21 protein-coding genes and 2 pseudogenes are annotated in these 25,752 nt (G+C 67.8%); 14 read left to right on the top strand and 9 right to left on the bottom strand.

What is annotated here, in order from left to right; all coding sequences use genetic code 11:
* Positions 1-54 precede the first annotated feature (54 nt).
* Positions 55-1,068 carry a polyprenyl synthetase family protein gene (locus HIV01_RS00520; RefSeq protein WP_207527035.1) on the top strand — a complete coding sequence of 338 codons (1,014 nt, stop codon included), beginning with the start codon at positions 55-57 and terminating at the stop codon, positions 1,066-1,068.
* Between the two features lie 10 nt (positions 1,069-1,078).
* Here HIV01_RS00520 and HIV01_RS00515 read toward each other — a convergent pair whose 3' ends face one another.
* From HIV01_RS00515 to HIV01_RS00500, 4 genes and pseudogenes are all read right to left on the bottom strand, one after another.
* Positions 1,079-1,864 carry a dienelactone hydrolase family protein gene (locus HIV01_RS00515; protein ID WP_200604345.1) on the bottom strand — a complete coding sequence of 262 codons (786 nt, stop codon included), beginning with the start codon at positions 1,862-1,864 and terminating at the stop codon, positions 1,079-1,081.
* A gap of 102 nt (positions 1,865-1,966) precedes the next feature.
* Positions 1,967-3,385, bottom strand: coding sequence for a UDP-N-acetylmuramoyl-L-alanine--D-glutamate ligase (gene murD, locus HIV01_RS00510; protein ID WP_200604344.1), 1,419 nt, complete (start codon positions 3,383-3,385; stop codon positions 1,967-1,969).
* On the bottom strand, positions 3,366-4,727 hold the full coding sequence (gene murL, locus HIV01_RS00505) for a UDP-N-acetyl-alpha-D-muramoyl-L-alanyl-L-glutamate epimerase (protein WP_200604343.1): 1,362 nt from the start codon (positions 4,725-4,727) through the stop codon (positions 3,366-3,368). Before murL ends, murD begins: the two co-directional genes overlap by 20 nt.
* Positions 4,724-7,322 (bottom strand): annotated as a pseudogene (locus HIV01_RS00500) (bifunctional aspartate kinase/diaminopimelate decarboxylase). The gene murL and the pseudogene HIV01_RS00500 overlap by 4 nt, the downstream one beginning before the upstream one ends.
* 184 nt (positions 7,323-7,506) lie before the next feature.
* Between HIV01_RS00500 and HIV01_RS00495 the strand changes: the two are divergent.
* Complete coding sequence (locus HIV01_RS00495) at positions 7,507-8,403, top strand: PhzF family phenazine biosynthesis protein (RefSeq protein ID WP_200604341.1); 897 nt, start codon at positions 7,507-7,509, stop codon at positions 8,401-8,403.
* A gap of 51 nt (positions 8,404-8,454) precedes the next feature.
* Here HIV01_RS00495 and HIV01_RS00490 read toward each other — a convergent pair whose 3' ends face one another.
* Both HIV01_RS00490 and HIV01_RS00485 read right to left on the bottom strand, forming a co-directional pair.
* A complete protein-coding gene (locus HIV01_RS00490; RefSeq protein WP_200604340.1) occupies positions 8,455-9,141 on the bottom strand; it encodes an alpha/beta fold hydrolase in 687 nt (228 codons plus the stop codon).
* An 8-nt stretch (positions 9,142-9,149) separates the two neighbouring features.
* Complete coding sequence (locus HIV01_RS00485) at positions 9,150-9,584, bottom strand: OsmC family protein (RefSeq protein ID WP_200604339.1); 435 nt, start codon at positions 9,582-9,584, stop codon at positions 9,150-9,152.
* Between the two features lie 253 nt (positions 9,585-9,837).
* On the opposite strand from HIV01_RS00485, the gene fusA reads away from it, so the two are divergent.
* The 5 genes from fusA to HIV01_RS00460 all read left to right on the top strand — a co-directional run bounded on the left by fusA (position 9,838) and on the right by HIV01_RS00460 (position 15,087).
* Positions 9,838-11,895 (top strand): elongation factor G, encoded by a 2,058-nt coding sequence (fusA, locus tag HIV01_RS00480; RefSeq protein ID WP_200604338.1) that lies wholly within the window; start codon positions 9,838-9,840, stop codon positions 11,893-11,895.
* Between the two features lie 99 nt (positions 11,896-11,994).
* Positions 11,995-13,284: a DUF2272 domain-containing protein gene (locus tag HIV01_RS00475; protein ID WP_200604337.1), complete on the top strand. Its 1,290-nt coding sequence runs from the start codon at positions 11,995-11,997 to the stop codon at positions 13,282-13,284.
* 75 nt (positions 13,285-13,359) lie between these two features.
* Positions 13,360-13,950, top strand: coding sequence for a YceB family lipoprotein (locus tag HIV01_RS00470; RefSeq protein WP_200604336.1), 591 nt, complete (start codon positions 13,360-13,362; stop codon positions 13,948-13,950).
* A 1-nt stretch (position 13,951) separates the two neighbouring features.
* Entirely contained in the window at positions 13,952-14,635 is a 684-nt protein-coding gene (locus HIV01_RS00465) for a hypothetical protein (RefSeq protein ID WP_200604335.1), read from the top strand.
* A gap of 20 nt (positions 14,636-14,655) precedes the next feature.
* On the top strand, positions 14,656-15,087 hold the full coding sequence (locus HIV01_RS00460; RefSeq protein WP_200604334.1) for a putative toxin-antitoxin system toxin component, PIN family: 432 nt from the start codon (positions 14,656-14,658) through the stop codon (positions 15,085-15,087).
* Positions 15,088-15,128: 41 nt separating this feature from the next.
* Here HIV01_RS00460 and HIV01_RS00455 read toward each other — a convergent pair whose 3' ends face one another.
* From HIV01_RS00455 to HIV01_RS00445, 3 genes and pseudogenes are all read right to left on the bottom strand, one after another.
* Positions 15,129-17,354 carry a DUF5916 domain-containing protein gene (locus tag HIV01_RS00455; RefSeq protein WP_245156875.1) on the bottom strand — a complete coding sequence of 742 codons (2,226 nt, stop codon included), beginning with the start codon at positions 17,352-17,354 and terminating at the stop codon, positions 15,129-15,131.
* A gap of 271 nt (positions 17,355-17,625) precedes the next feature.
* Positions 17,626-18,423 carry a 3-hydroxybutyrate dehydrogenase gene (locus HIV01_RS00450; protein WP_200604333.1) on the bottom strand — a complete coding sequence of 266 codons (798 nt, stop codon included), beginning with the start codon at positions 18,421-18,423 and terminating at the stop codon, positions 17,626-17,628.
* A 178-nt stretch (positions 18,424-18,601) separates the two neighbouring features.
* A pseudogene (locus tag HIV01_RS00445) lies at positions 18,602-19,063 on the bottom strand (SET domain-containing protein); the annotation flags it as partial.
* A 133-nt stretch (positions 19,064-19,196) separates the two neighbouring features.
* Between HIV01_RS00445 and HIV01_RS00440 the strand changes: the two are divergent.
* From HIV01_RS00440 to HIV01_RS00410, 7 genes are all read left to right on the top strand, one after another.
* Positions 19,197-19,739 carry a cytochrome C gene (locus tag HIV01_RS00440; RefSeq protein WP_200604332.1) on the top strand — a complete coding sequence of 181 codons (543 nt, stop codon included), beginning with the start codon at positions 19,197-19,199 and terminating at the stop codon, positions 19,737-19,739.
* A gap of 132 nt (positions 19,740-19,871) precedes the next feature.
* Entirely contained in the window at positions 19,872-20,327 is a 456-nt protein-coding gene (locus HIV01_RS00435) for an SUF system Fe-S cluster assembly regulator (protein WP_200604331.1), read from the top strand.
* A 44-nt stretch (positions 20,328-20,371) separates the two neighbouring features.
* Positions 20,372-21,835 carry a Fe-S cluster assembly protein SufB gene (gene sufB, locus HIV01_RS00430; RefSeq protein ID WP_200604330.1) on the top strand — a complete coding sequence of 488 codons (1,464 nt, stop codon included), beginning with the start codon at positions 20,372-20,374 and terminating at the stop codon, positions 21,833-21,835.
* Between the two features lie 56 nt (positions 21,836-21,891).
* Positions 21,892-22,656 carry a Fe-S cluster assembly ATPase SufC gene (gene sufC / locus HIV01_RS00425; protein ID WP_200604329.1) on the top strand — a complete coding sequence of 255 codons (765 nt, stop codon included), beginning with the start codon at positions 21,892-21,894 and terminating at the stop codon, positions 22,654-22,656.
* A 1-nt stretch (position 22,657) separates the two neighbouring features.
* Positions 22,658-23,953, top strand: coding sequence for a Fe-S cluster assembly protein SufD (sufD, locus tag HIV01_RS00420; RefSeq protein ID WP_200604328.1), 1,296 nt, complete (start codon positions 22,658-22,660; stop codon positions 23,951-23,953).
* Positions 23,950-25,185 carry a cysteine desulfurase gene (locus tag HIV01_RS00415; protein ID WP_200604327.1) on the top strand — a complete coding sequence of 412 codons (1,236 nt, stop codon included), beginning with the start codon at positions 23,950-23,952 and terminating at the stop codon, positions 25,183-25,185. Before sufD ends, HIV01_RS00415 begins: the two co-directional genes overlap by 4 nt.
* Positions 25,182-25,751 (top strand): GNAT family N-acetyltransferase, encoded by a 570-nt coding sequence (locus HIV01_RS00410; protein WP_200604326.1) that lies wholly within the window; start codon positions 25,182-25,184, stop codon positions 25,749-25,751. Before HIV01_RS00415 ends, HIV01_RS00410 begins: the two co-directional genes overlap by 4 nt.
* Position 25,752: the final 1 nt, after the last annotated feature.

Below are 25,752 nucleotides of genomic sequence, written 5' to 3'. Positions count from 1 at the left end.
CGGAATTTGCGACCCGCCCCTTATAATCCCAGGCCCAACTGACGCGGTCCGCCCATGCAATCCAGCCCCACGCTCCTGGCCGTCCCCGACCTGGTCGCCATCCAGGCCCTGGCCCGCGAGGACATGGCGGCCGTCGATGCGCTGATCCGGCGCCGGCTCGCCTCGGACGTGGTCCTGATCAACCAGGTCGCCGAATACATCGTTGGCGCGGGCGGGAAGCGCCTGCGGCCGATGCTGCTATTGCTCGCCACGGGCGCCCTGGGCGGTCGCAATGGCGAGGGCATCGGCGCCGACGCGCACCAGCTGGCGGCCGTGGTCGAGTTCATCCATACCGCGACGCTGCTGCACGACGACGTGGTCGACGAGTCGGACCTGCGCCGTGGCCGTCGCACCGCCAATGCGGTGTGGGGCAATGCCGCCAGCGTGCTGGTCGGCGACTTCCTGTATTCGCGCAGCTTCCAGCTGATGGTCGAGCTGGAGCGCATGCCGGTCATGCAGATCCTCGCCGACACCACCAATCGCATCGCCGAAGGCGAGGTGCTGCAACTGCTGCACGTGCGCAACCCCGACACCGACGAAGCCGCCTACCTGCGCGTGATCGAGCGCAAGACGGCGGTGCTGTTCGCCGCAGCGACGCGGCTCGGCGCGCTGCTCTGCGACGCCGACGAGGCGACCTGCGATGCCATGCACGACTACGGCCTCAACCTGGGCTATGCCTTCCAGATTGCCGACGACGTGCTCGACTACGCCTCCGATGCGCAGACCCTGGGCAAGAACCTCGGCGACGACCTGGCCGAGGGCAAGGCAACGCTGCCGCTGATCCACGCCATCGCCCACAGCGACGAGGCGACGCGGGCGTTGCTGCGCGCCGCCATCGAACAGGGCGATACCGGTGCACTGCCGCAGGTTCTGGCAGCGATCCACGCCACCGGCGGCCTCGACTACAGCCGCCGCCGCGCCAGCGAATACGCGCAGGCCGCCGAGCGTGCGCTCGACGGCCTGGAAGACAACGACTACACGGCAGCGCTGCGCGGATTGGCGCGGTACGCGGTCAGCCGCGACCACTGACCGCGCGGCGTCATTTCGCGGCGAAGCGCTCGCGGAAGAAGTCGAACATCATCTCGTAGGCGCGCTTGGCGGCGCGCTCGTTGTAGGCGCAGCCCGGCGGATTGTTCGCTTCGGGCTCGGCAAAGCAGTGCACCGCGCCGCTGAAATTGACGAACTGCCAGTCGGCGCCGGCCGCATCCATCTCCTTCTCGAATGCGGCGATGTCCTCGTCGGTGACGCTGCGGTCGTCGGCGCCATTGAGCACCAGCACCGGCGTGCGCGCACCGTCATCCTTCGTCGGCACCGGCGTGGCAAGCGCGCCGTGCAGACTGACCACGCCGGCCAGCTCGTCGCCGCCGCGCACCAGTTCGAGCGCGGTCGTGCCGCCGAAGCAGAAGCCGAGCGCACCGATCCGCGTTGCATCGAGCGGGACCTTTCCGGCCTGCTCCTTCAACACTGCGACCGACTTCTCGGCCCGTGCGCGCAACGTCGCACGATCCTCCCGCAGCGGTCCGGCAACCTTGCCCGCCTCTTCATCGGTCGTCGGCCGGATCTTGCTGCCGTAGACGTCGGCCACCAGCACGACGTAATCGTCGCCGGCGATCTGCCTGGCCTTTTCTATCGCGGCCGGATTGATGCCTTTCCAGTTCGGCACCATCACCAGGCCCGGGCGCTTGATCGCGTTGGTGCCGTCGTAGACGAGGACACCGGTGAACGTGTCCTTGCCGATCGTCCAGTCAACCGGCTTCTCGACCATCGCTGCCATGGCAGGCAGCGAGCAAAGCGACAGGACAGCAGCGAGCATCAGGCGTTGCATCTGGACTCTCCCCTTGCGTTGGACGTCGCCGCATCAGCGGAGACTGCCGCGCGAGCCTACCCCGCGCCTGTCCTCGACGCGTGAAGCCAAGGGGATGAAGGTTCAGGAAACGCCTATCCCTGCTATGGCGCTGATCATGTCCGGATCGAAGCCGGCCAACTCGGCGAAATGGCGACCGCGCGCGACGTAGTCGCGATAGGGGCCGAAGCTCGGCGCTCCCGGCGAAAGCAGGACGACGCCCTCCTCGCCCAACACCGCGCGTGCCTGCGCCATCGCATCGGCCAGGTCGACCGCGGCACTGAGATGGAAGCCGGACTCGCTGGCGATGGCGGCCAGCAGCGCATGGATGCGCGGTCCGTTCTGGCCCATCGTGATCACTGCCGCCGGCGCCTGCATGCGCATCGCCTCGGCGAACTCCTCCCACGGCAGACCGCGATCGTGCCCGCCCACCAGCAGTGCCACGCGGCGATCGCCGAAGCAGTCGAGCGCGGCCAGGCTGGCGTGCGGCGTGGTGCTGATCGAATCGTTGACGTAGGTGATGCCGTCACGCGTGCCAATCGTTTGCAGGCGATGTGGCAGCGGCTGGAAATCGGCGGCGTGCGGAGCAAGTGCCACCGCATCCAGGCCCAGCGCTTCGATCGCCGTCAGCACGGCGCAGAGGTTGCCGCGGTTGTGGCGCCCGGGCAGCGGCAAGCTGCGCGTGTCCATCACCCAGGTGTCGCCGCGGTACAGCGCGTCTTCGCGCAGGTGCCAACCGTTGCGATCGCCGAACCAGCGCACGTCGGTGCCGGCATCGCGACTGGCGGCGACGCCGGCAGCGACCAGTCGCGCGTCGTTGCTGTTGAGCACGGCGATCGCAGGCGCGGCATGGGTCAGCAGGCGCAGCTTGTCCTCGACGTAACGCTCGTGCGAGCCGTGCCAGTCCAGGTGCTCGGGGAACACGTTCAGCACCACCGCGACCTGCGGGTGCGCGCCGCTCGCGGCGACATCGCCGGTCTGGTAGCTCGACAGCTCGATCGCCCAGAACTCGGGCGACTGCTTCGGATCGAGCACCTCCAGCAGCGGCATGCCGATGTTCCCGGCGAGCGCGGTGACATGACCGCCGCAGCGCAGCAGGTGCGCCAGCAGCGCGGTGGTGGTGCTCTTGCCCTTGGTCCCGGTCACGCAGATGGAGCCGGCGACCACGCCGTCGCTGCGCGCATGCTCGCCGAACCACAGCGCGGTGCCGCCGATGAAGCGGGTGCCGCGCGCGGCGGCAGCGCTGGCTTCGTTGCCGTAGGGACTGATGCCCGGCGACTTCACCACCACGTCGAATGCCGACAGGCGCTCGGTGCTGGCCTCGGTTTCGGTGGTGAGCGCCGGGTCTGCCAGCGCAGCGACCTCGGCGGCCTCATCGCGCGAACAGAACAGCGTCAGCGGCAGCTGTGTCAGGCGCGAACGGATCGCGTGGTAGGCCGCGCGGCCCTCGCGGCCCCAGCCCCACAACGCGACCCTGCGGCCTTCAAGCTGCGAGATGCGCACGCAGGCGTTCCCACAACGCGGGCGGAATGCGCTGCTCGTCGTCGATCACCAGCAGCGGTTCGATGCGCAGGTCTTCCGCATCGAGCTGCGGACGGATCTCGGTGGCGAAGCGCTCGACCAGGGCGTCCTCGCGCCACTCCGGACGCACGGTCAGTGCGGCCATGGCGGCGCGCGATTCGCGGCCTTCGCCGACGCATTCGAACGGCTTGTGGTCCTGGTACTCGAGCAGTGCATCGTAGCCGGCCGTCTGCGCCGGATCGTCGAGCAGGTTGCGGCCGAAGATGCCCATCAGTCGCGGTTTGGGCATGAACGGCGCCAGCGCCAGGAAGACGAAATGGCACTTCGGGCAGACGCCGCACCAGCGGTTGGCCGGGCGTTCGCCGAGGATGTGGAAGTTGCGGTTGCAGCTGCTGAAATGCGCGTCGTAGCGATCGGTGCGGGTGAACTGCCGGGCCACGGCGAGTTCGCTGAGCGGTCGCAGCAGCGAGTAGTAATGCAGGTCGGCGGCGATGTGCCGCTGCACGTGGTCGCCGATCGCCGACTCGCACGCCCAGCCCTTGGACCACTGGTGGTTCACTTCGCCGGTGCCTTCGATCAGGCTGCCGTAGCTGGCCGAACGCTCGTTGGAGAACACCACCTGGTCGACGCCCAGCAGCAGCGCGGCGAACAGCATGATCATCGAGTTGATCGCCGTCACCGGGATGTGGCCGTTCCAGGCGCCTTCGCGGTTGTAGTCGAACAACTGCGGAGCCAGCGAGCGACCGATGTTGAACGTCGGCAGGCCGGTGCGCTCGGCGCAGGCGCGGATCAGCTGCGAACCGCCGATCCAGGTCACGGTCTGCTCCACGCCCAGCGCGCGCAGCGCCTCGATGCTGACCAACGAGTCCTTGCCGCCGCCGATGGCGACGAGGGCGTGGTGACGCAGGCCAAGCGCCGGTGCGGCGGGAGCAGAAGCTCCGCCCACCGGGAACTTGATCCTGCCGTGCAGGTTCAGGCCGTTGCGGTAAGCGAACTCGCCCAGGCCGTTGACGTACAGCAGTTCCAGCAGCGCTGCCGTGTCGGCGTCGATGTCGTAGCTGTCGATCAGGATCTGTTCGGGTACTGCCGCCTTGTAGTAGCTCACGCCGGTGAACAGGTGCAGCAGGCGCAGCGCGCGTTCGACCGCCGCCGCGCGCTCGCCTTCGAGCACGAACGGCGCGCCGGGAACCGTGACCGTTTCGATCAGCTCCGGACCATCGTCGAAGGCATACACCAACTGCGCCACGCCGGTCTGCGCATCGAACTCGCAGCGCACGAACCGGAACGCGCGGATGGCGTCACGTTTGAATTTCCACTCACTCATTCGATTACGTCCTCTGCCGGCAGTGCCCGCAGGTTGTAGGTATTGGCCATCGCCATGCCGTAAGCACCGGCGTCGGCGACCAGCATCACGTCGTCTTCGACGGTATCGACCGGCAGCGTGCGGCCGCGGCCGAGCACATCGCTGCTCTCGCAGACCGGGCCGACGACGTCGAACGCCGCGGTCTCGCCATCGTCGAGGCGGCTCAGGTTGAAGATGCCGTGGTAGGCCTCGTACATGGCAGGGCGCATCAGCGCGTTCATTCCGGCATCGCAGCCGATGCGCAGTACGCCGTCTTTCTCGATCACCTGGGTGACCGCCAACAGCAGCGCGCCGCTCTCGGCGACCAGGTAACGACCCGGCTCGATCACCAGGCCGTAGCGCGGGTACGCCGACTTGATCTCCTCCAGGCCGCTGCGCCACAGCGCGAGATCGAAATCGGGCGCTTCCGGCGTGTACGGGATGGGCAGGCCGCCGCCGATGTCGATCGTCTCGATGGTGCCGACGCTATCGGCCAGCCCGGCCAGGTGCGCATAGACGCCGCGCCAGTGCTGCGGATCCTCGATGCCGCTGCCCAGGTGAGCATGCAGGCCGCTTATGCGCACGCCAAGCTTGCGCGCCTCCTCGATGAAGGCATCGAAGCGCGTCATCGGCAGGCCGAACTTGGCTGCCACGCCACCGGTGCGGACCTTCTCGTGATGGCCTTCGCCGTGGCCCAAGGTCGATGCGCAGCCAGATCGTGCGGCCGCGGAACACCTCCGGCCAGCGCTGCAACGCCTCGATGTTGTCGAGGGTGACGATGATCCCGCGTGCGAACGCGGCCTCGTACTCGCGTCGCGGTGCGAAGCTCGGCGTGAACAGCACGCGACCCGGCGACAACTCGGGCAGCGCGGCGAACACGTGCACGAACTCACCCTGCGACACGCACTCCAGGCCGAAACCTTCGCCGGTGATCGCCTTGAGGATCGCCGGGTGCGGATTGGCCTTGATCGCATAGAAGCAGCGGTCGACCGCGACCGTGGCGGTCAGCGAACGGGCGCGCTCGCGCACCGTCGCCAGGTCGTAGACGTAACGCGGCGTGCCCTGCGCGGCCAGTGCCAGCAACTGCTCGCGGCGGCCACGCCACCACGCCGGCGCACGCTGCGGCTTGCCGTGCGCGATCTCGCGCCAGCTCGGGCCGAACACGCTGGCATCGCGCACCGGCATTGCCCGCGAGCGGATCAGCTCGGCGTGCAGGTGCGGCAGCAGGCCGTCGGCATCGGCCTCGTCGATGACGAATGTGAGGTTGAGGTCGTTGGACGACTGCGAGATCAGGTGCACGCGCTCGCGCCCGAACGTCGCCCAGATGTCGGACAACCGGTGCAGCAGCGAACGCATGCCGCGACCGACCAGGGTGATCGCCGCGCACGGCGCGATCACCTTGACCCGGCACACCTCGGCGAGGTCGGCGCTGAGCGCTTCGAGGACGTTGGTGGTGACCAGGTTCTCGCTCGGATCGAGCGAGACGGTGACGTTGGTTTCCGACGAGCCGATCAGGTCGATCGACAGGCCATGGCGCTTGAAGCGTTCGAACACGTCAGCGAGGAAGCCGACCTGCTGCCACATGCCGATGCTTTCCATCGACACCAGCACGATGCCGTTGCGGCGGCTGATCGCCTTCACGCCCGGCACGGTCGCCGCGGTGGCATCGATGCGCGTGCCCGGCAGGTCCGGGCGCTCGGTGTCGAGTATCGCCATCGGCACGCCGGCATCGCGGCACGGCGCGATCGAACGCGGGTGCAGCACCTTGGCGCCGGTGGTGGCGATTTCCTGCGCTTCGGCATAGTGCAGGCGGGTGAGCAGGCGCGCCTCGGGCACGTCGCGCGGGTTGGCGCTGAACATGCCCGGCACGTCGGTCCAGATTTCCACGCGCTGCGCCTGCAGCAATGCGCCGAAGTACGCCGCCGAGGTATCGGAGCCACCACGACCGAGGATCGCCGTGCCGCCGTCGCCATGGCGCGAGATGAATCCCTGGGTGATCAGCATCGGCGCTGCCTGCGCCGAGAAGCGCGCGCGGAACGTCGCTTCACCGGGCGCGCCGTCGCCGTCGATCCTGCAGTTCACCGACAGGCGCTGCGACCAGGCGTTGGCATTGGGCAGCGACACCGCATCGAGCCAGTGGCGTGCATCGCACCAGCCGAAGTCGTGCCCCTGCGTGCGCAGGTAGGCGGCGCCAAGCGTGGACGAGAGCAGCTCGCCCTGCGCCAGCACCTCGGCCTGCCAGTCGAGCGTGCGCTCGCCGGCGCGGGCGTCGGTCGCCAGCGCCTGCAGCAGCGCCAGGCGCTCGCCCAGCACCGCGTCGGCATCGAGATCGAGTTCGGCGCAGAATGCGCGGTGACGCTCGACCAGCGCGGCAATGCGCGCGTCGATGCCATCGCCATTGGCAATCGCCTGCAGTTCGTTGGTCACGCCCGACAGCGCCGAAACCACGACCAGCACGCGCACACCGTCCTCGGCCATGCGTTTTCCGGCGAGGCGTCCGATGGTGTCCCAACGATTGCGGCGAGACACTGATGTGCCGCCGAACTTGAGTACTACCCAGCGATTCGCTTCCGCCACCGCAACTGCCCTCTGAGGATGGATGTGAGTGATGTTCAGGATTGACAAGTAATTTCGACTGCAACCGTACGGGCAAGCTGCCCCTACAGAACCTAGAATGGCGCGCCAGTTGCGGGCTGATGCCCCGGCATGGCCACAAAGAACGACGATTCTAGTCGAATTAATTACCTCGGACCCCCGCCGAATGACGCTTCGCCGCTACCTGCAACTGGATGTGTTCGCCGACCGCCCCGGCGCCGGCAATCCCTTGGCCGTGGTGCTGGACACCGATGGCCTCGACGATGACCGGATGCAGGCCATCGCCCGCTGGACCCGGCTGCCGGAGACCACGTTCGTCTTCGCTCCGACCCAGGCCGGCGCCAGCTACCGCATCCGCATGTTCAGTCCGCGCCGCGAAGTGCCCTTTGCCGGGCATCCGAGCGTCGGCACCGCGCACGTGGTGCTCGAGGCCGGGCTGGCCGAAGCCAGCGGCGGCCAGCTGATCCAGGAAGGCGTGGCCGGCCTGTTGCCGCTGGCCGTCAACGGCAATGGCGCGTCGCGCACGATTGCCGTGCGCACGCCGAAGGCGCGGGTGGTCGAGATCGCCGATGGCAGCGACCCGCGCCTGCAGCCGGCGCTGTCCGGCCTGACCCTGGGGGCGCTGCCACCGGCACTGATGGACGGTGGCCGGCGCTGGTGGCTGGCCGAAATGGCCAGCGAATCGGCCCTGCGCGGGGCCAACCCGGACTGGGACGCGATCGCGGCGCTGGCCGAAGGCACGGCGTCCATGGGCCTGTGCGCCTTTGCCCGTGCCGATGCCGGGCGCGACTACGACCTGGTCGTTCGCGCCTTCGTAGGCGCTCCGGCGCGTTTCGAGGATGCCGCTTCCGGCGCCGCCAATGCGACGTTGGCGGCCTGGCTCAGCCACAACCACGCCCTGCCCGGCCGTCCACAGGACGACGGCGGCCACCGCTACACCGTCAGCCAGGGCCGGGAAGTCGGCTTCGATGCGCGGCTGGAGCTGCGCGTGGACGGGGATGGCGAGGTCTGGTCGGGGGGCCAGATCTGCAATGTGGTCCGCGGCACGATCGACTGGGCCTGAGCCGTCACCGTCGTCCCGGCGAACACCCCGGATCCTGTTTGACCCAGGCCATCACCCTTTCAGCCAGTCGACCACCTGTGCGGCCACGCTCGCCGCATCCCGTCCCAGCAAAGGGCCGACATGGGTTGAACCCGGCATCCGCAGCAGGCTGGCGCCCCAGGCTTCCGCCACCGTCGCGGTGACCTCCGCCGGCACGTCCTCATCCAGCTCCGAGGCGATCACCAGCACCGGGCATTGCGGGACGGCGACCGCCACGCCCGACTGCGCCTGGCGCAGCACCGCCCCGGACTCGTCGCGCCAGCGCCGGAAGGCGAACAACGCGGTCGCATCGTCGGCGTCGGCCAGCGCGCGCCGCGTCGAAGCCAGCCGGGCGTCGCGGCGCCAGGGCACGACATCCGGCCACTCTCGTTGTGGCAACTGCGCCGACCAGGGCTCCGGCGGCAGCGGATTGACCAGTACCAGCGCATCGGCCGATGCGGCACAACTTGCCGCCAGCAGCCCGCCCAGGCTGGCGCCGATCAGCACGCGCGGTCGCGGCAGTGCGTCCAGCGCGATCTGCACCTGGGCCCGGTAGTCGTCGAAAGTGGTGGCGGACAGTCCCGCAGCCACCGGCTCCAGGTCCATGCAAGCGCACGCGATGCCGCGCGCCTGGAGCACGCGTCGCCAGATATCCCATTCCCAGCCGCCGCCACCGGCGCCGTGCACCAGCACGGCGTCGTGCACCTGCGCGGGCGGCATCGGCGCCGTCAGCCCAGCGTTGCCGACAGCGTCACCGGTACCGACAGTGCGCGCGAGATCACGCAGCCGGCCTTGGCCGCCTCGGCGATCTGCTGGAACTGCTCGGCGCTGAGGCCTGGCACCTTGGCGGTGAGGATCAGCTGCACGCCGGTGATCGTCGGCCCCGGATCCATGCCCGGGTCCATCGTGACTTCGGCGCGGGTCTGGATCCGCTCGGGCGTGAATCCGGACTTGCCCAGCACGGCTGAAAGCGCCATCGAGAAGCAGCCGGCATGCGCCGCGGCCAGCAGTTCTTCGGGGTTGGTGCCCTTCTCGTCGCCGAAGCGCGTCTTGAAGGAGTAGTTCTGGTCGGCGAACAGACCGCTTTGCGGCGTGCTCATCGCGCCCTTGCCGGACTGCAGGTCGCCCTGCCAGACCGCTTCGGCGAAACGCTTGAAGGCCATTTCATTGCTCCGTCTGCGTACGAGAGCGCACAGCCTACCGTCGGGAACGTTAGCGCTGCATCGCGGGCGCGCGCCTTTCCTTGACCCGGCTGGCGTTCGACAGGCTTGACCCACCCAGCCCCTTGCGCGAGGCTTGCCCTCCCGGCTCCCCGCCGGCACCCGCCATGACCGCCCGCCGAGCGCCCAACGCTTCGGCGCGAAGCGCGGACAGCCATGACGGCCTTCCCTCCTCAGCATCGGGAGAAGTCCGCTCATGTCCTACAGCACACAATCCATCCGCAACGTGGCCTTGGCAGGCCACCCCGGCGCCGGCAAAACCACCTTGTTCGAAGCCCTGCTGCAGGCCGGCGGCGCAATCCAGACGGCAGGCAGCATCGAGCGCGGCAGCACGGTGTCCGACTTCGATGCCATCGAGAAGCAGCGCGGCCATTCGATCGATTCGGCGATCGCCAGCATCGACCACGCCGCGGCCAACGGCCAGATCATCCATCTCAACCTGATCGACACCCCCGGCTACCCGGATTTCCGCGGCCCGGCACTGTCGGCCTTCGGCGCGGTGGAGACGGTGGTCATAGTGGTAGATGCCGACAGCGGCGTCGAATACGGCACGCGCCGGATGATGGAGTACGCCAAAGGGCGAAACCTGTGCCGGGCCCTGGTGATCAACAAGATCGACCACGAAGCCGCATCGGTGGAGCGCGTGCTGGCCGACCTGCGCGACACCTTCGGCCCGGAATGCCTGCCGCTCAACCTTCCCGCCGACGGCGGCAAGAAGGTCATCGATTGCCTCGGCAACACCACCGGCGACAGCGACCTGGGGCCGGTCGCCGACTGGCACCAGAAGATCATCGACCAGATCGTCGAGATCAACGAATCGGTGATGGAGCATTACCTCGACGTGGGCGAAGGTGGACTGTCGGGCGACGAACTGCACGACGCCTTCGAGCAGTGCATGCGCGAAGGCCACCTGGTGCCGGTGCTGTTCTGCTCGGCGCGCAACAACGTCGGCGTGAGGAAGCTGCTCGACATCGCCGAGCAATGGTTCCCCAACCCGGCCGAAGCCAATCCGCCGCCGTTCGAACGCGGCGCCGATCGCCAGCGTTTCCAGGCGGTACCTGACCAGAAGGCCCACGTCGTCGCCGACGTGTTCAAGATCATCAACGACCCCTTCGTCGGCAAGCTCGGCATCTTCCGGGTGTACCAGGGACTGGTGAAGAAGGACACGCAGCTGTTCATCGATGACGGCAAGAAACCGTTCAAGGTCGGCCACCTGTTCAAGCTCAAGGGCAAGGATCACGTCGAGATCGACCAGGCGCTGCCGGGCGACATCGCAGCGGTGGCCAAGGTCGACGAGCTGCACTTCGACGCCGTGCTGCACGACAGCCACGACGAGGACCAGATACGCCTGGCGCCGCTGGATTTTCCGAAGCCGATGTTCGGCCTGGCAGTGGATGCGGCCAGCAAGGGCCAGGAGCAGAAACTCGCCACCGCCCTGCACAAACTGGCCGAGGAGGATCCGTGCTTCGTCGTCGAGCACGAGGCCGAGACCAACGAGACGGTGATCCGCGGCCTGTCGGACCTGCACCTGCGCATCAACCTGGAACGCCTGAAGGATCGTTATGGCGTCGAAGTGAAATCGCGTCCGCCGCGCATCGCCTACCGGGAAACGGTCAGCGGCAAGGCCGAAGGCCATCATCGCCACAAGAAGCAGACCGGTGGCGCCGGCCAGTTCGGAGAAGTGTTCCTGCGCATCGAACCGTTGCCGCGCGGCGGCGGCTTCGAGTTCGTCGACGAGGTCAAGGGTGGCACCATCCCGGGCCAGTTCATGCCGGCAGTGGAGAAAGGCGTGCGCCAGGTGCTGGGCAGCGGCGCCGTCGCCGGCTATCCGATCCAGGACGTGCGCGTGATCGTCTATGACGGCAAGCATCATCCGGTCGACAGCAAGGAGGTCGCGTTCGTCGCCGCGGGCAAGAAGGCCTTCCTCGATGCGATCGGCAAGGCGCGTCCGCAGGTGCTCGAGCCGATCGTCGAACTGGAGGTCAACGCGCCCGAGCAGCACATGGGCGACGTCAGCGGTGGCCTGGCCAGCAAGCGCGCGCGCATCAGTGGCACCGACAGCGTGCGTGGCAACGAGATCGTGGTGAAGGCGCAGGTGCCGCTGTCGGAGCTGGAGGGCTATGCCGCAGAGCTCAAGTCGGTGACTGCCGGACGCGGGCGCTACTCGCTCGACTTCAGCCACTACGAGCCGGTGCCGGCCAATGTGCAGCAGAAGCTGGTGGAGGCCTACAAGCCCCGGCAGGACGAGGACTGATCCTGCGCTTGCGTTGGAGCGGGCAAGCCCGCTCCAACACAGATGCGGGCTTCACATGCCCTGACCCAAGCTGTGGCTTCCCCCGCACAGGAAGCACACATGCGCCATGGGCCCGGAGTCGTGCTGCACGCTGTGCTGGTGATCCTCATGCTCGCCCCCGCCGCCCCTGCCTGGGCGCAGGCGGGCAACAGCCGCTCCATCCCCAATTTCGCGCGCCCGCCCGGATTCCCGGATCCGGCATTTCGCGTGGAGTACGCGCGCGGCAGCGACGCGCCGCCGATGATGGTGCGTACCGGACCCAATTCGTTCGAGCCGCTGTACCGGCGCGATGGCAACGGCTATACGCCGGCGCGCGCCGCCGGCTACCACATCGCGATGTCGTCGTGTCCGTCGATCCCCGACCGCGGCGGCAGTGCGACCACGCGCATGATCGACCTGGCCACCGCCGAATGGGCGTACTTCGGCCTGCCGGTGCTGGACATGGCGGTGGAGCCGCAGGCGATCGTGCCGCGCATGCCGCAGGCTGCCGGCGTGGTCGACATCATCGCTCCCGGCCGCAACGCCTCGATCGGCAATCGCGTGCTGCGCCAGGCTCCGCGCCTGGGCCTGATGGAAGACGACTCACCCGTGCAAGGCACCATCGCCGGCTACTGGGCAGCCACGGGCAACGAGGAAGCCCTGCGCGTGCAGAGCATCGTCAACTACGGCTGGCACGAGGCGGGCTGGGCGATGCCATGGTCGGCGGCATTCATTTCCTGGCTGGCGTGCGAGGCCGGGCTGTCCACGGAGCAGTTCCGCCGCAGTGGCGCGCATTACGAGTACGTGCGCGCCGCGGTGCGTGCGCGCGACGGCGAGGACCCCTCGCACATCTACGTCGCCTACGACCTGACCGAAGCCGTGCCCGCGGCCGGCGACCTGTTGTGCACTTCGCGCGGCAATGCCACGTTCACCTCGATCGCCGATGTGCGCCGCGGCATCAGCGACTCGCTGTCGCTGCACTGCGACCTGGTGGTCAAGACCGACCTCGAGCGCCGCCGCCTGTTCGCCATCGGCGGCAACGTCAATCATGCGGTGACGCTGTCGGTGATCGCGATCGACGGCAAGGGTCAACCGCTGACGGACCGCGACATCATCGGTGCCCACCGCTGGTTTGCGGTGCTCAAGCCGCGCCAGGGTTCGGCGCCGAAGCACGACCTGGACGGTACGCCGACCGTGCAGCAGCTGTACCGCGACTACGCCCGCTACTCCTCCAGCACCCGGGCTCCGCCGCCGCTGCCGCTGGTGGCGCGTGGCAAGCCCGCGAGTTCGACGACGCCCCCGGCCGTCACTCCGCCGCCCAAGGCGCCATCCAAGCCCCCTCCCGTCAAGGAACCCCCGAAGACGCCGTGAACCGGTCGCCGGCCTGAGACTTCTCTCATTCATGCCGCACGGGTATCGTCGCGGGCATTACCCGTGGAGTTCTGGATGTCCTCGCGCAGCTCGCTCAATGATTCTCGCAATGTTTGGCGCGGCCTCGCCGTGGCCGCCCTCGCCCTCGTGCTTGCCGCCTGTTCGACGCTCAATGGTCTGGGCGCATTGCTGGGCAACGAGGTCCGGTTCACGCCGATGCAGTTGCAGGCCTCGCTCGACCGCAACTTTCCCAAGCATTACGACAAGCTCGGCGGCCTGGTGTCGCTGACGCTGCTGAATCCGCGCCTGACGATTCCGCAAGGTTCGAACCGACTGCGCGTCGACTTCGACCTGGGCCTGGGCGCACTGGGCAGCGACAGCAGCCGGCCGGCCGGCCACTTCGCGCTGACCAGCGCGCTGCGCTACGACCCGGGCACACGCGGCCTGCACCTGCAGGATCCGCGCATCGAACAGGTCGACGTGCCCACCCTGGGTGGTGCGATGACAGGCAGCTCGCGTGCCCTGCTCAATTCCTGGCTGGGCGAGTACTCGCGCGAGGAACCGATCTACCGTTTCGACAACAGCCTGCTCGACAAGCTGGGCTCGCGCCGGATCGGCACGACCGCTATCGAGAGCGGCACCGTCGTCGTGCACCTGGACCAGTGACATGTCCACGTTTCGAAACCTGATCGCCTGCCTGGCGGTGGTGGCATCGCTGGCCGCGTGCAGCGATGACAAGCCACAAGGGCAGCGCGGTGGCGACAGCGCCGAAGCGCTGCCCGCGCCTTCCGGCAAGGCCGCAGGCAGCGTGACCGGCATGCCCGACCAGCCCGGGCCGGGCCAGATCGGACCGCCGCCGCAGGCCATCGAAGAGGTCGTGCTCGACGACCAGGGAAATCCGATCGTGCCGACCGACGAAACCGGTCAGCCGATCCCCGGTACCGACGTAGCGCCGGATGGCGCCGCGACGAGCGAACCGACCGCACAGGACGCGATGGCCGTGGTCCGCGACTACTACGCCGCCATCAACGGCCGCGACTTCGACCGTGCCTACGCACTGTGGTCCGACAGCGGACGTGCCAGCGGCCAGACCTCGCAGCAATTCGCCGACGGCTTCAAGGACACCAGCGGCGTCTCGGTCGAGATCCTCGCACCGGGCGCAGTCGATGCCGCGGCGGGTTCGCGCTTCATCGAAGTACCGGTGGCGATGACTGCCACCGCCGCCGATGGCAGCCAGCGCAAGTTCGTCGGCGCCTATACCCTGCGTCGTGCGGTCGTGGACGGCGCCACCGCCGAACAGCGTGCGTGGCGGATCGGCTCGGCCGACATCCGCGAAGTCACGACGCCCTGATCCGTCGGACCACGGCTTCGTTGGATAGCGTCCGCCCCCGGGTCGTCCTCGATACGAACGTCTGCCTGGACCTGTTCGTGTTCGGCGACCCGCGCGTGGCGACGCTGCGCGCCGCGCTGCAATCGGGCGACGTGGTCGCGGTAACCGACATGGGGTGCCGCGAGGAATGGCTGCGCGTGCTGGAGTACCCGCAGCTGCGACTGGATCAGGCGGCACGCGTGGCCGCCATTGCCGCATTCGACGCACAGGTCCAGTTGCTGCCCACGGCCGCCGTGCCGGAAGGTGTGCTGCCGCGCTGCGCCGACCCCGACGACCAGAAGTTCCTGCACCTGGCGCATGCCTGCGGCGCCCGTTGGCTGCTCAGCCGCGACGACGCGCTTCTGGTGCTGGCGCGTCGCACGCGGCGTGATGGGTTGTTCGAGATCCTGTTGCCGGATGCCTGGACGCTGTAAGAAACGTCAAGGTGGATCCCGGCGTTCGCCGGGATGACGGCTCAGATCTCGAAGCGATAGCTCAGCTTGACCAGCAGCTGCTCGTCGTCACGCAGCTCCAGGCTGTCGCGCACCAGCTCGCCGGTGTCTTCCGAGAACGGCTCCTGCTGGTACCCGCCGCGCCCGTAGACCACGTACAGGTAAGACAGCGGCGCCAGCTCGTAGCGATAGCGGATCTGGAACCCCAGGTTCTGCACGTTGAAGTCGTCGACCGCATCGGCACTGGCGATCGAATTGCCGCCGCCATCGACGCGGTACGCCTGTCGCAACGGCGCATCCAGTCCCAGCGCCTGCAGCTTGACCCGCAGCTCCTGCTTGCTGCCGATGTTCCAGTCCATGCCGGCACTGATCTGCATCATCTTCTCGTCGAACTCGCCGATCAGGTTGTCGTTCTGCCACACCAGCCAGCTCGGAATCTGCTCGTAGTACGCGCCGAGGTAGACGCTGAAGGCGTCATTGAAGAAGTACGTCGGCTGCAGGCGGATGTCGAAGCCGATCCTGTCGTTGCCGGCCAGGCCACCGCTGAAGGCGTCGGCCTCCAGCTCCCACGACCAGTTGCCTTTGCGCGGGCGCTCGTACTCCAGGTAGGCATTGAAGTTCGGCGGCAGGTTGACGTTGCCGTTGCCGCGCGTGAGCAGGTCGTCGACGAAGGCGCTGTTGATGTTGATCTGCGCGTACTCGAAGCTGCCGTTGCGCAGGTTGCCCTGGCGGCTGATGCGCAGCTGCCTCTGCAGGCGCTGGCCGTGGTCGTTGTCGGTGCCGCTGATGCGGCCACGCCAGTCCTTGGAGGCATAGCGCGACTCGGCCGGCTGGTCGGTGAAGCGGCGCATCACCTGCCAGTTGAGGTAGTTGAGGTTGGCGCGCGAGAGATAGCCGAAGTCGTTGATCTGCAGCTCTTCGCCGAAATGCATCGCCAACCATTGCTGGCGCCAGCCGTCTTCCATTTCGTAATTGACCCACATGGTCGCGCCGGTGTCGTCGCTGGTGCGGCCGTCCTGGTCGATCTGGCTGCCGATGACGCGCGTCTCGACGCTGACGTGCTGGTTCGGACGCCAGTTGTGGTCCACGCCCATCACCGATGCCTCGCGATCCAGGAACGGGCGGTCGACCTGGGTCAGCATCACACCGAGGTTCTGGCTGGCAAAGTCGCGCACCACGCGCAAGGCGCCGAAGGTGCGTCCGACCTCGTCGGCCTCGTCGGCGGCGAACACACCGTACTTGGTGGCGCCGACGCTGCCGTTGAGCTTGACCGCCGCGGTGATGTCGCCGGCACCGTTGCCGTCATCGGCCGGGCCACCGACACGACGGGTGTAAAGCAGCTGGCTGAAGTCCGACGGCGTGGTGAATTCGAAGATGCCCTGGTTCTCGGTGAAGAACGGGCGCTTGTCGCTGATGAAGGTTTCGGTGGCGCTGAAGTTCACCACCAGGTCGTCGCTCTCGACCTGGCCGAAGTCGGGATTGATCGTCGCCGACAGCTGGAACTGGCCGTTTGGCTTCCAGAAGATGTCGGCGCCGCCGTCGAAATCGCTGTCACCGCCGACGTTGTCGTACAGGCCGGACGCATACGGCGTGACCGCCAGCAGCGACTGGCTGTACTGCGCCATCTGCATCGGCTCGAAATCGGAGAGGAAGCGCGGGCGCTCGAAGCTCGCCGCCGGCCACGCCGAGCGCTCGCCGGTGGAGCCGATGACGCGATCGAAGTAGACCTTGACCGTGCGCATGCCATCGCTGCCATTGCGCATCGGCGCGATGTACCACGGGATCAGCATCTCCACGTTCCAGCCGGTGTCGTCCTCGCTGACCGCGTGCTGCCAGTTGCCGTCCCAGTCGTCGTTGAACTGGGTTTCGTTGCTGATCACCGCATCGGCGATGCCGTCGGTGGAGGAGACCGTGAAGTTGTAGCCGGTGCGGCCGTCGCCGTCGTAGTCGATCATCAGGTTGACGCGGTCGACCTGGGCCTCGAAGTCGCGCTGCACCTTCTGCCGGGTCCGCGTCTCGACCGGCTGGTTGTTGCGGAAGGCCACCGCCAGGCCCTCGGGCGTCGCCATCACCCACACCTTGGTCTGCAGCGTCGCCGGCTCGCGGCTCAGCGGCTGCACCTTGCGGAAGTCGGTGATCTCGCGCGCCCCCTGCCACTCGGCCGGATCGATGCGACCGTCGATTTCCACGCCCATTGCCGGGGTGGACATCACCGGGAAAGCCAGGGCGGCGAGGATGGCCAAAGTCAACGTAGCGCGCGTGCCGTGCATGCAGGGGGAATCTCGGAAGTCGGGGTTGCCAGTTCGGTATCCCCCGCCGCAACCGCCGCCATCGAAGGCGGCCATCCGACCAGATCGTCCTTGCTGGGCTCGTTCAAGGGCACCGTGGTACCCGAGCGGAGCACAGCCTATACGCAGTCGTGCCCTGCGCCAGACTGGCGGAAGTCATTGCAACCAAATTTCCCCGACGCGCATCACGCCTATGTGGCCCGCTTTCGCACGGGCCGGCCGCCCTTCCGGGTTACTGCATGTGCCAGCCGTGGCTGACCACGAAACTCTGGCCCGTCAGCGCCGCGCTGGGGAACTCGGCCAGGAAGCGCACGGTCTGGGCGACGTCCTCGACGGTGGTGAAGATGCCATCGACCGTGTTGCCGAGCATGACCCGGCTCACCACTTCGGCTTCGCTGATCCCCAGTTCCTTCGCCTGCTCGGGAATCTGCTTGTCGACCAGCGGCGTGCGCACGAAGCCCGGGCAGACGACGTGGCTGCGGACCGAGTGCTTCGCCCCTTCCTTGGCCAGCGTGCGCGACAGGCCCAGCAGGCCGTGCTTGGCGGTGACGTAGGCCGATTTCAGCGGCGAGGCCAGGTGCGAGTGGACCGAGCCCATGTAGATCACGGTGCCGCCGCGCGACTTGCCGTCCGCACCGGCGCCGTACATGTGCGGCAGCACGGCCTTGGTGGTCAGGAAGGCGCCGTCGAGGTGGATCGCCAGCATCTTCTTCCAGTCGGCGTAGGCGAACTGCTCGATCGGGTTGACGATCTGGATGCCGGCGTTGGAGACCAGGATGTCGACACCGCCCAGCTCGGCGACCACGCGGGCGACGCCGGCATTGACCGCGGCTTCGTCGGTGACGTCCATCGCCAGGCCCAGCGCGCGGCCGCCCTTGCCTGCGATTTCAGCCGCGACGGCCTGCGCGCCATCGGCATTGAGATCGGCGATGGCGATCGCCGCGCCGGCACGCGCCAGTTCGAACGCGATTTCCTTGCCAATGCCGCTGGCGGCACCGGTGACGATGGCGACCTTGCCTTCGAGGCTCATGGGGACTCCTTGGATACAGGTGGGCGCGCCGGTATTGGTCGCGCGCGTTGCCTCAAGTGTGGCCGCTCGAACGGGCAAGGCACCATTGCCCGAAGGTACGTCAGGCCAACTTTGCCCGCTTCGCCTCGCCAGCCAGCTTCTCTTTCTTCTTTTCCTGCTTCTTTTTCTTCTTGTCCGACTTCGGCTGCAGCATCGTGCCGGTGCAGCCCGGCGACCCGCAGCGGCACTCCCAGATCTTCTTCAGTTCCCTGGTGTGCTTCTCGGCCAGCGTGATGCCGTAGTTGTAGGACAGCTCCTCACCCGGGGCGATGTCGCGGATCGCCTCGATGAAGACCTTGTCGAGGCGGCGATCCTTGCCCTCGTCCTCTTCCAGCACCGCTTCGCAGTTCGGCATGCAGCTGTGGTTGATCCAGCGCGCGTCGTTGCCCTTGAAGTTGGCGTCGATGACGTACTCGTCGTTGAGCGTGAACAGGAACGTGTGGCCGGTGTCGATGTCGCCGCTCTCGCCGGCATCGACTTCCTCGTGGGTGCGGCGCTGGCCCTTGTATTCGATGACGCGCTCGCCCTTGGCGATCGGTTGGACGGCGAATACGCCGTTGCCATGGATGGCGGAGCGACGGGCGGCGATCTTGCGCGGCATGCGGAATCCGGTAGTCATTTCGGGAGGCGGACATTCTGGCCCGGATCGGTCGCGTCGCGCCATCGCACCTGGCCGGTTCGTGGCGATCGCTGCGTTGGCGTGGGTCACCTCCCGATGTGCACGAACGATGAAGATGATCCGATCAGCCCTCGCAGTGACCGCCCTCCTGTCCCTTGCAGCCTGTCAGCAAGGCGAGCACGCACGCCACGCCAGCACTGACCACAAGGCGCCGGCGCAGAAGGACCTGCTCGCACGTGGCGAATACCTGGCCCGGACGGCAGGCTGCAACGACTGCCACACGCCTGGCTATGCCGAGAGCCAGGGCGCGGTCGACAAGGCCCAGTGGCTGGTCGGCTCGCCGGTCGGCTTCCGCGGGCCGTGGGGCACGACCTATCCGACCAACCTGCGCCTGAAGCTGTCGACCATGACCGAGACGCAGTGGCTGGACTACAGCGCCAAGCTGCGCACGCGCCCGCTGATGCCCGATTTCGCCCTCCGCGACATGACCCTCGAGGACCGCCGGGCGATCTACCAGTTCGTGCGCTCGCTAGGCCCAGCCGGGCAGCCGGCGCCGGCCTTCATTCCGCCGGGACAGAACCCGCAGCCGCCCTACTTCGACCTGGTGCTGCCTGCCGCGCCGCCGGTGGCCGCGAGCGCGACTGCCAGCGGATCCTGAACGGGATGGCTGAGCGGGTCGCCTGAATGGGGCGTTCCAAGGGCGGAACCTGAGCGTTCCGCCCCGGTTGTTGGCTGCGCGGGGCCGAAACCGTACAATTCCGGTACGGATTAACCCGACCGGCCTGCCCCCATGCTCCGCGTCACCAAGCTCACTGACTACGCCACGGTCGTCATGACCGTGCTCGCACACCGTTCCGACGCTGTCCTCAGCGCCTCGGAACTGGCAGAGCGCGCCGGTCTCGAAGCCACGACGGTGTCCAAGGTGCTCAAGCCGCTGGCCCAGGCCGGGCTGGTCGAAGGCTTCCGCGGTGCCAACGGCGGCTACCGTCTCGCCCGCCGCGCCGAGGACATCGGCCTGCTGGAGATCGTGATCGCCATGGAAGGGCCGCTCGGCATGACCGAGTGCAGCGTCCATGCCGGCAACTGCGGCATCGAGCAGTCGTGCGGCGTGCGCGCCAACTGGCGCCGCATCAACGACGTGGTGATCGACGCCCTGCGCGGCGTGACGCTGGCGCAGATGCTGGCGCCGCCACCACCTCCCGAATCAACGGCCAAGCGCATCGACCTGCGCCTGGCCAACGCGTAGCGGGCCGCGCCCGCCATGCAACAACGAATCCTGTAGGCAGCCCAATGGCCACCGAAGTAATCGACACCACATCCTCTCAGAACAGAGAGATCCATGAGCAGCTCGGCCGCAAGTACGAGGCCGGCTTCGTCACGGACATCGAATCCGACAGCCTGCCGCCCGGCCTGAACGAGGACATCATCCGCGCGCTCTCGGCCAAGAAGGACGAGCCGGAGTGGATGACCGAGTGGCGCCTGGCTGCGTACCGGCATTTCCTGACGATGCCGATGCCGCACTGGGCCAAGCTCAACATCGCCCCGATCGACCTGCAGGCGCTGAGCTACTACTCCGCGCCCAAGGCCAAGTACGCCTCGCTCGACGAAGTGCCGCAGGAGCTGCTCGACACCTACGAGAAGCTCGGCGTGCCGCTGCACGAGCGCGCCAAGCTGGCCGGCGTCGCGGTGGACGCGGTGTTCGACTCGGTTTCGGTCGGCACCACCTTCCGCAAGGAACTGGCCGAGAAGGGCGTGATCTTCTGCTCGCTGTCGGAAGCCATCCACGACCACCCGGAACTGGTGAAGCAGTACCTGGGCAGCGTCGTGCCGACCGGCGACAACTACTTCGCCGCGCTCAACTCGGCAGTGTTCTCCGACGGCAGCTTCGTGTTCATCCCCAAGGGCGTGCGCTGCCCGATGGAGCTGAGCACCTACTTCCGCATCAACGCCATGAACACCGGCCAGTTCGAGCGCACCCTGATCATTGCCGAGGAAGGCAGCTACGTCTCCTACCTGGAAGGCTGCACCGCGCCGATGCGCGACGAGAACCAGCTGCACGCGGCGGTGGTCGAGCTGGTTGCGCTGGACGATGCCGAGATCAAGTACTCGACGGTGCAGAACTGGTACCCGGGTGACGAGAACGGCGTCGGCGGCATCTACAACTTCGTCACCAAGCGTGGCGAATGCCGCGGTGCGCGCTCGAAGATCTCCTGGACCCAGGTCGAAACCGGTTCGGCGATCACCTGGAAGTACCCCTCGTGCGTGCTGCTCGGCGACGACTCGACCGGCGAGTTCTACTCGGTCGCGCTGACCCACCACCGCCAGCAGGCCGACACCGGCACCAAGATGATCCACGTCGGCAAGCGCACCAAGAGCAAGATCATCAGCAAGGGCATCAGCGCCGGCCGCGGCCAGAACACCTATCGCGGCCTGGTCAAGGTGCTCGGTGGCGCCGAGGGCGCGCGCAACCATACCCAGTGCGACAGCCTGCTGATCGGCAAGAAATGCGGCGCCCACACCTTCCCGTACATCGAGGTCAGGCACCCGACCGCAACCGTCGAGCATGAAGCGACGACGTCGAAGATCAGCGACGACCAGCTGTTCTATTGCCGCAGCCGCGGCATCGGCGCGGAGGACGCGGTGTCGATGATCGTCGACGGCTTCTGCAAGTCGGTGTTCCGCGAACTGCCGATGGAATTCGCGGTGGAAGCCAAGAAGCTGCTGGAAGTGAGCCTGGAAGGCTCCGTCGGCTGACATCTGCCCCTCTTCTCCCGCTGGGCGGGAGTAGCAAGAACAAACCGGAAACAACCATGCTCAAGATCGAAAACCTCCACGTATCCGTCGCCGGCAAGGAAATCCTCAAGGGACTGTCGCTCGACGTCCAGGCCGGCCAGGTGCACGCGATCATGGGTCCCAACGGCGCCGGCAAGTCGACCCTGGGCAACATCCTGGCCGGTCGCGAAGGCTATGAAGTCACCGCCGGCACTGTCAGCTTCGACGGCCGCGACCTGCTCGAGCTGGAGCCGGAAGAGCGCGCCGCGGCAGGCGTCTTCCTGGCCTTCCAGTACCCGGTCGAAATCCCGGGCGTGAACAACACCTACTTCCTGCGCACCGCCCTCAACGCCCAGCGCAAGGCGCGCGGCGAGGCGGAATTGGATTCGATGCAGTTCCTCAAGCTGGTCCGGCAGAAGCTGGCCGTCCTGCACCTCAAGGACGAGCTGCTGCATCGCGGCGTCAACGAAGGTTTCAGCGGCGGCGAGAAGAAGCGCAACGAGATCTTCCAGCTGGCCCTGCTCGAACCGCGCCTTGCGATCCTTGACGAGACCGACTCGGGTCTGGACATCGACGCGCTCAAGGCCGTCGCCGACGGCGTCAACGCGCTGCGCGACGCCGGCCGTGCGTTCCTGGTGATCACCCACTACCAGCGCCTGCTCGACTACATCAAGCCCGACGTCGTCCACGTGCTTGCCGACGGCCGCGTCGTCGAGACCGGCGGACCGGAACTGGCCCTGCAGCTGGAAGAGCACGGCTACGCCTGGGTCAAGGATCGCATCGCACCGCAGGCGGCGGTCTGACATGAGCGCCCTGCTCGACTCCTTCGCCACTGCTTTCGATTCGCTGGCCGCGCGCGACGCCGCCGGCCTCGGCGAAAGCCGCAAGGCCGCGCTCGACGCGGCAATGCGCGACGGCATCCCGCATGCCCGCGTCGAAGCGTGGAAGTACACGCCACTGCGTTCGCTGGAGCGGCGCAGCTTCGTCGCCAGTGACACCACCGTGGCGGCCTACGACGTCGCATTGCTCGATGGCATCCCGGCCCCGCGCATCGTCTTCGTCAATGGCCGTCTCGACACCGCCCACAGCGACATCGCCGGGCTCGGCGCCGGCATCACGCTGCAACCGCTCTCGCAGGTGCTGCGCGAAGGCGAACCGCGCGATGCCAACTTCCTCGCCCGCCGCTTCGACCGCGCCGACGAGATCTTCGCCCGCCTCAACTCGGCGCTGGCCGACGACGGCATCGTGCTGCGTGCCGAAGCCGGCGCGCACGCCGCGGTGCCCCTGCACCTCGTTTTCATTGGCGCCGCCAGCAATGGCGACCGCGCCTGGCACCTGCGCAGCCTGATCGAGTTGCGCGAAGGCGCGACCCTGACCGTGGTCGAGCATCAGCTCGGCGCCGGTGCGCACAGCCACCTGGCCAACGCCGTGACCCACGTGCACCTGGGTCCGAACGCGACGCTCAACCATGCCCGCGTGCAGGACGAAGGCGCCACCGCCACGCTGATCTCGCGCACCGATGCGGTGATGGCGAAGTCGGCCGAGTATCGCCGCCTCGACCTCGAGCTCGGCGCCGGTCTGTCGCGCCACGAACTCAACGTCGCCCTGCACGGCGACGGCGCGAAGCTGCATGCCAACGGCGTCCTGCTCGCCACCGGCAAGCGCCACCTCGACACCCGCCTGGGCATCGACCACGTCGGCCGTGACAGCAGCTGCGACCTGACCTGGCGCGGTCTCGGCGCCGGTCGCGCCAAGGCCGCCTTCCATGGCGGCATCCTGATCCGCGAAGGCGCCGACGGCACCGCCGCCAACCTCTCAAACAAGAACCTGCTGCTGAGCGAAGGCGCCGAGATCGACACCCAGCCGGTGCTCGAGATCCATGCCGACGAAGTGCAGGCCGCGCACGGCGCCACCGTGGGCCAGCTCGACGCGACCGCGCTGTTCTACATGCGCAGCCGCGGCGTGCCGGCCGAACAGGCGCGGGCTCTGCTGACCGCGGCGTTCTGCCGCGAGACCCTGGCCGTGTTCGAGGATCGCGTCCTGCGCGAGACCCTGACCGCCCGCCTCGATGCCGCGCTGGCAACGCTGGAGACCGCATGAACGCCTCCCTCGACAGCACCATCGACTGGGCCCGGGTCCGCGCCGACTTCCCGCTGCTGACCCGCCAGGTCCACGGCAAGCCGCTGATCTACTTCGACTCGGCCAACACCGGGCAGAAGCCGGAGACCGTGATCGCCGCGGTCGACGACTTCTACCGCCATCACAACGCCAATGTCAGCCGCGCCGTGCATGCACTGGGTACCGAGGCGACCGATGCCTACGAGGGCGCGCGCAACAAGCTGGCCAAGTTCTTCAACGTGCGCGGCGACGAACTGGTGCTGTGCAGCGGCACCACGTTCGCGCTGAACCTGGTCGCCTATTCGTGGGCGCTGCCGCGTCTGCAGCCCGGCGATGCGATCGTGCTCACGCGCATGGAGCACCACGCCAACATCGTGCCGTGGCAGCTGGTGGCCCAGCGCACCGGCGCCACGATCAAGGTCGCCGAGCTCAACGAACGCGGTGAACTCGACCTCGAGCGCCTGTACGCGCTGCTCACGCCGGAAGTGAAGCTGCTGTCGCTGGCCCACGTCTCCAACGTGCTGGGCACCGTCAACCCGGTGCGCGAGATCTGCCGCGAGGCCCGCAAGCGCGGCATCGTCACGGTAGTCGACGGTTCTCAGGCGGCGCCGCATCGCGTGCTCGACATCGCCGCGGTCGGCTGCGACTTCTACGCCATCACCGGCCACAAGATGTCCGGCCCGACCGGCACCGGCGCGCTGTGGGCGCGTCGCGAGCACCTGGCCGCGATGCCGCCGTTCATCGGCGGCGGCGAGATGATCAAGGAAGTGCGCTTCGAAGGCACGGTCTTCAACGACCCGCCGCACAAGTTCGAGGCCGGCACGCCGAACATCGCCGGTTTCATCGGCCTCGGCGCGGCGGTCGACTACCTGTCGTCGCTGGGCATGCACAACGTCGAGGCGCGCGAGCAGGCGTTGCTCGCCCATGCCACCGAGGAGCTGTCGAAGGTCGAGGGCCTGCGCATCTTCGGTGAGGCCAAGGAGAAGGCGGCGGTGATCAGCTTCCTGGTCGAGGGCGCGCACGCGCACGACCTGGCCACCCTGCTCGACCTGGAAGGCGTGGCGATCCGCTCCGGCCACCATTGCGCGCATCCGCTGATGCACCACTTCGGCGTCGCCGCGACCTGCCGCGCCTCGCTGGCCTTCTACAACACGCACGACGAGGTCGAGGCCTTCGTTGCGGCGCTGCGCAAGGTACGTAAACTGCTCGCATGACTGCCCTCCAAGCCTCGGCGGCCGCCGCGCCCGCCATCGTGTTCCGCCACGCCACCCACGCCGACATCGACGCGCTGGTCGCGCTGGTCGAGTCGGCCTACCGCGGCGATGCCAGCAAGCAGGGCTGGACCACCGAAGCCGACCTGCTCGGCGGCCGCCGCACCGGCGCCGACGACATCCAGGCCTGCATCGATCGCCCGCGGAGCGTGATCCTCATTGCCGAGCGCGATGCCGCCGACGGTCGCCGCGAACTGCTCGCCTGCGCCCACGTCGCCGTCGAGCACGGCGCCGGCTACTTCGGCATGTTTTCGGTCAACCCGACCCTGCAGGGCGGCGGCATCGGCAAGGTCGTCATCAACGAGGCCGAGCGCCTGGTCCGCGAGGACTGGGGCATGGCCGCCATGCGCATGACGGTGATCGACGTGCGTGAGGAGCTGATCGCCTTTTACGAGCGCCGCGGCTACCACCGCACCGGCATCAAGAAGCCGTTCCCCTACGGCGACGCGCGCTTCGGCGAACCCAAGCGCGACGACCTGCGTTTCGAGATCCTGGAAAAGGCGCTGTAAG

The sequence above is a fragment of the Lysobacter arenosi genome, assembly GCF_016613475.2.
Lineage (GTDB): Bacteria > Pseudomonadota > Gammaproteobacteria > Xanthomonadales > Xanthomonadaceae > Lysobacter_J > Lysobacter_J arenosi.
This window is presented reverse-complemented; position numbering and strand designations above follow the sequence as displayed.

What these genes read in the sequence shown, in the direction of transcription:
- murL (WP_200604343.1), bottom strand. Translation starts at nt 4,727, where the DNA reads ATGAGTGAGTGGAAATTCAAACGTGACGCCATCCGCGCGTTCCGGTTC.
- fusA (WP_200604338.1), top strand. Translation starts at nt 9,838, where the DNA reads ATGTCCTACAGCACACAATCCATCCGCAACGTGGCCTTGGCAGGCCAC.
- HIV01_RS00440 (WP_200604332.1), top strand. Translation starts at nt 19,197, where the DNA reads ATGATCCGATCAGCCCTCGCAGTGACCGCCCTCCTGTCCCTTGCAGCC.
- HIV01_RS00520 (WP_207527035.1), top strand. Translation starts at nt 55, where the DNA reads ATGCAATCCAGCCCCACGCTCCTGGCCGTCCCCGACCTGGTCGCCATC.
- HIV01_RS00490 (WP_200604340.1), bottom strand. Translation starts at nt 9,141, where the DNA reads ATGCCGCCCGCGCAGGTGCACGACGCCGTGCTGGTGCACGGCGCCGGT.
- HIV01_RS00515 (WP_200604345.1), bottom strand. Translation starts at nt 1,864, where the DNA reads ATGCAACGCCTGATGCTCGCTGCTGTCCTGTCGCTTTGCTCGCTGCCT.
- HIV01_RS00410 (WP_200604326.1), top strand. Translation starts at nt 25,182, where the DNA reads ATGACTGCCCTCCAAGCCTCGGCGGCCGCCGCGCCCGCCATCGTGTTC.
- sufC (WP_200604329.1), top strand. Translation starts at nt 21,892, where the DNA reads ATGCTCAAGATCGAAAACCTCCACGTATCCGTCGCCGGCAAGGAAATC.
- HIV01_RS00470 (WP_200604336.1), top strand. Translation starts at nt 13,360, where the DNA reads ATGTCCTCGCGCAGCTCGCTCAATGATTCTCGCAATGTTTGGCGCGGC.
- sufB (WP_200604330.1), top strand. Translation starts at nt 20,372, where the DNA reads ATGGCCACCGAAGTAATCGACACCACATCCTCTCAGAACAGAGAGATC.
- HIV01_RS00495 (WP_200604341.1), top strand. Translation starts at nt 7,507, where the DNA reads ATGACGCTTCGCCGCTACCTGCAACTGGATGTGTTCGCCGACCGCCCC.
- HIV01_RS00475 (WP_200604337.1), top strand. Translation starts at nt 11,995, where the DNA reads ATGCGCCATGGGCCCGGAGTCGTGCTGCACGCTGTGCTGGTGATCCTC.
- HIV01_RS00435 (WP_200604331.1), top strand. Translation starts at nt 19,872, where the DNA reads ATGCTCCGCGTCACCAAGCTCACTGACTACGCCACGGTCGTCATGACC.
- HIV01_RS00485 (WP_200604339.1), bottom strand. Translation starts at nt 9,584, where the DNA reads ATGGCCTTCAAGCGTTTCGCCGAAGCGGTCTGGCAGGGCGACCTGCAG.
- HIV01_RS00415 (WP_200604327.1), top strand. Translation starts at nt 23,950, where the DNA reads ATGAACGCCTCCCTCGACAGCACCATCGACTGGGCCCGGGTCCGCGCC.
- HIV01_RS00450 (WP_200604333.1), bottom strand. Translation starts at nt 18,423, where the DNA reads ATGAGCCTCGAAGGCAAGGTCGCCATCGTCACCGGTGCCGCCAGCGGC.
- sufD (WP_200604328.1), top strand. Translation starts at nt 22,658, where the DNA reads ATGAGCGCCCTGCTCGACTCCTTCGCCACTGCTTTCGATTCGCTGGCC.
- HIV01_RS00465 (WP_200604335.1), top strand. Translation starts at nt 13,952, where the DNA reads ATGTCCACGTTTCGAAACCTGATCGCCTGCCTGGCGGTGGTGGCATCG.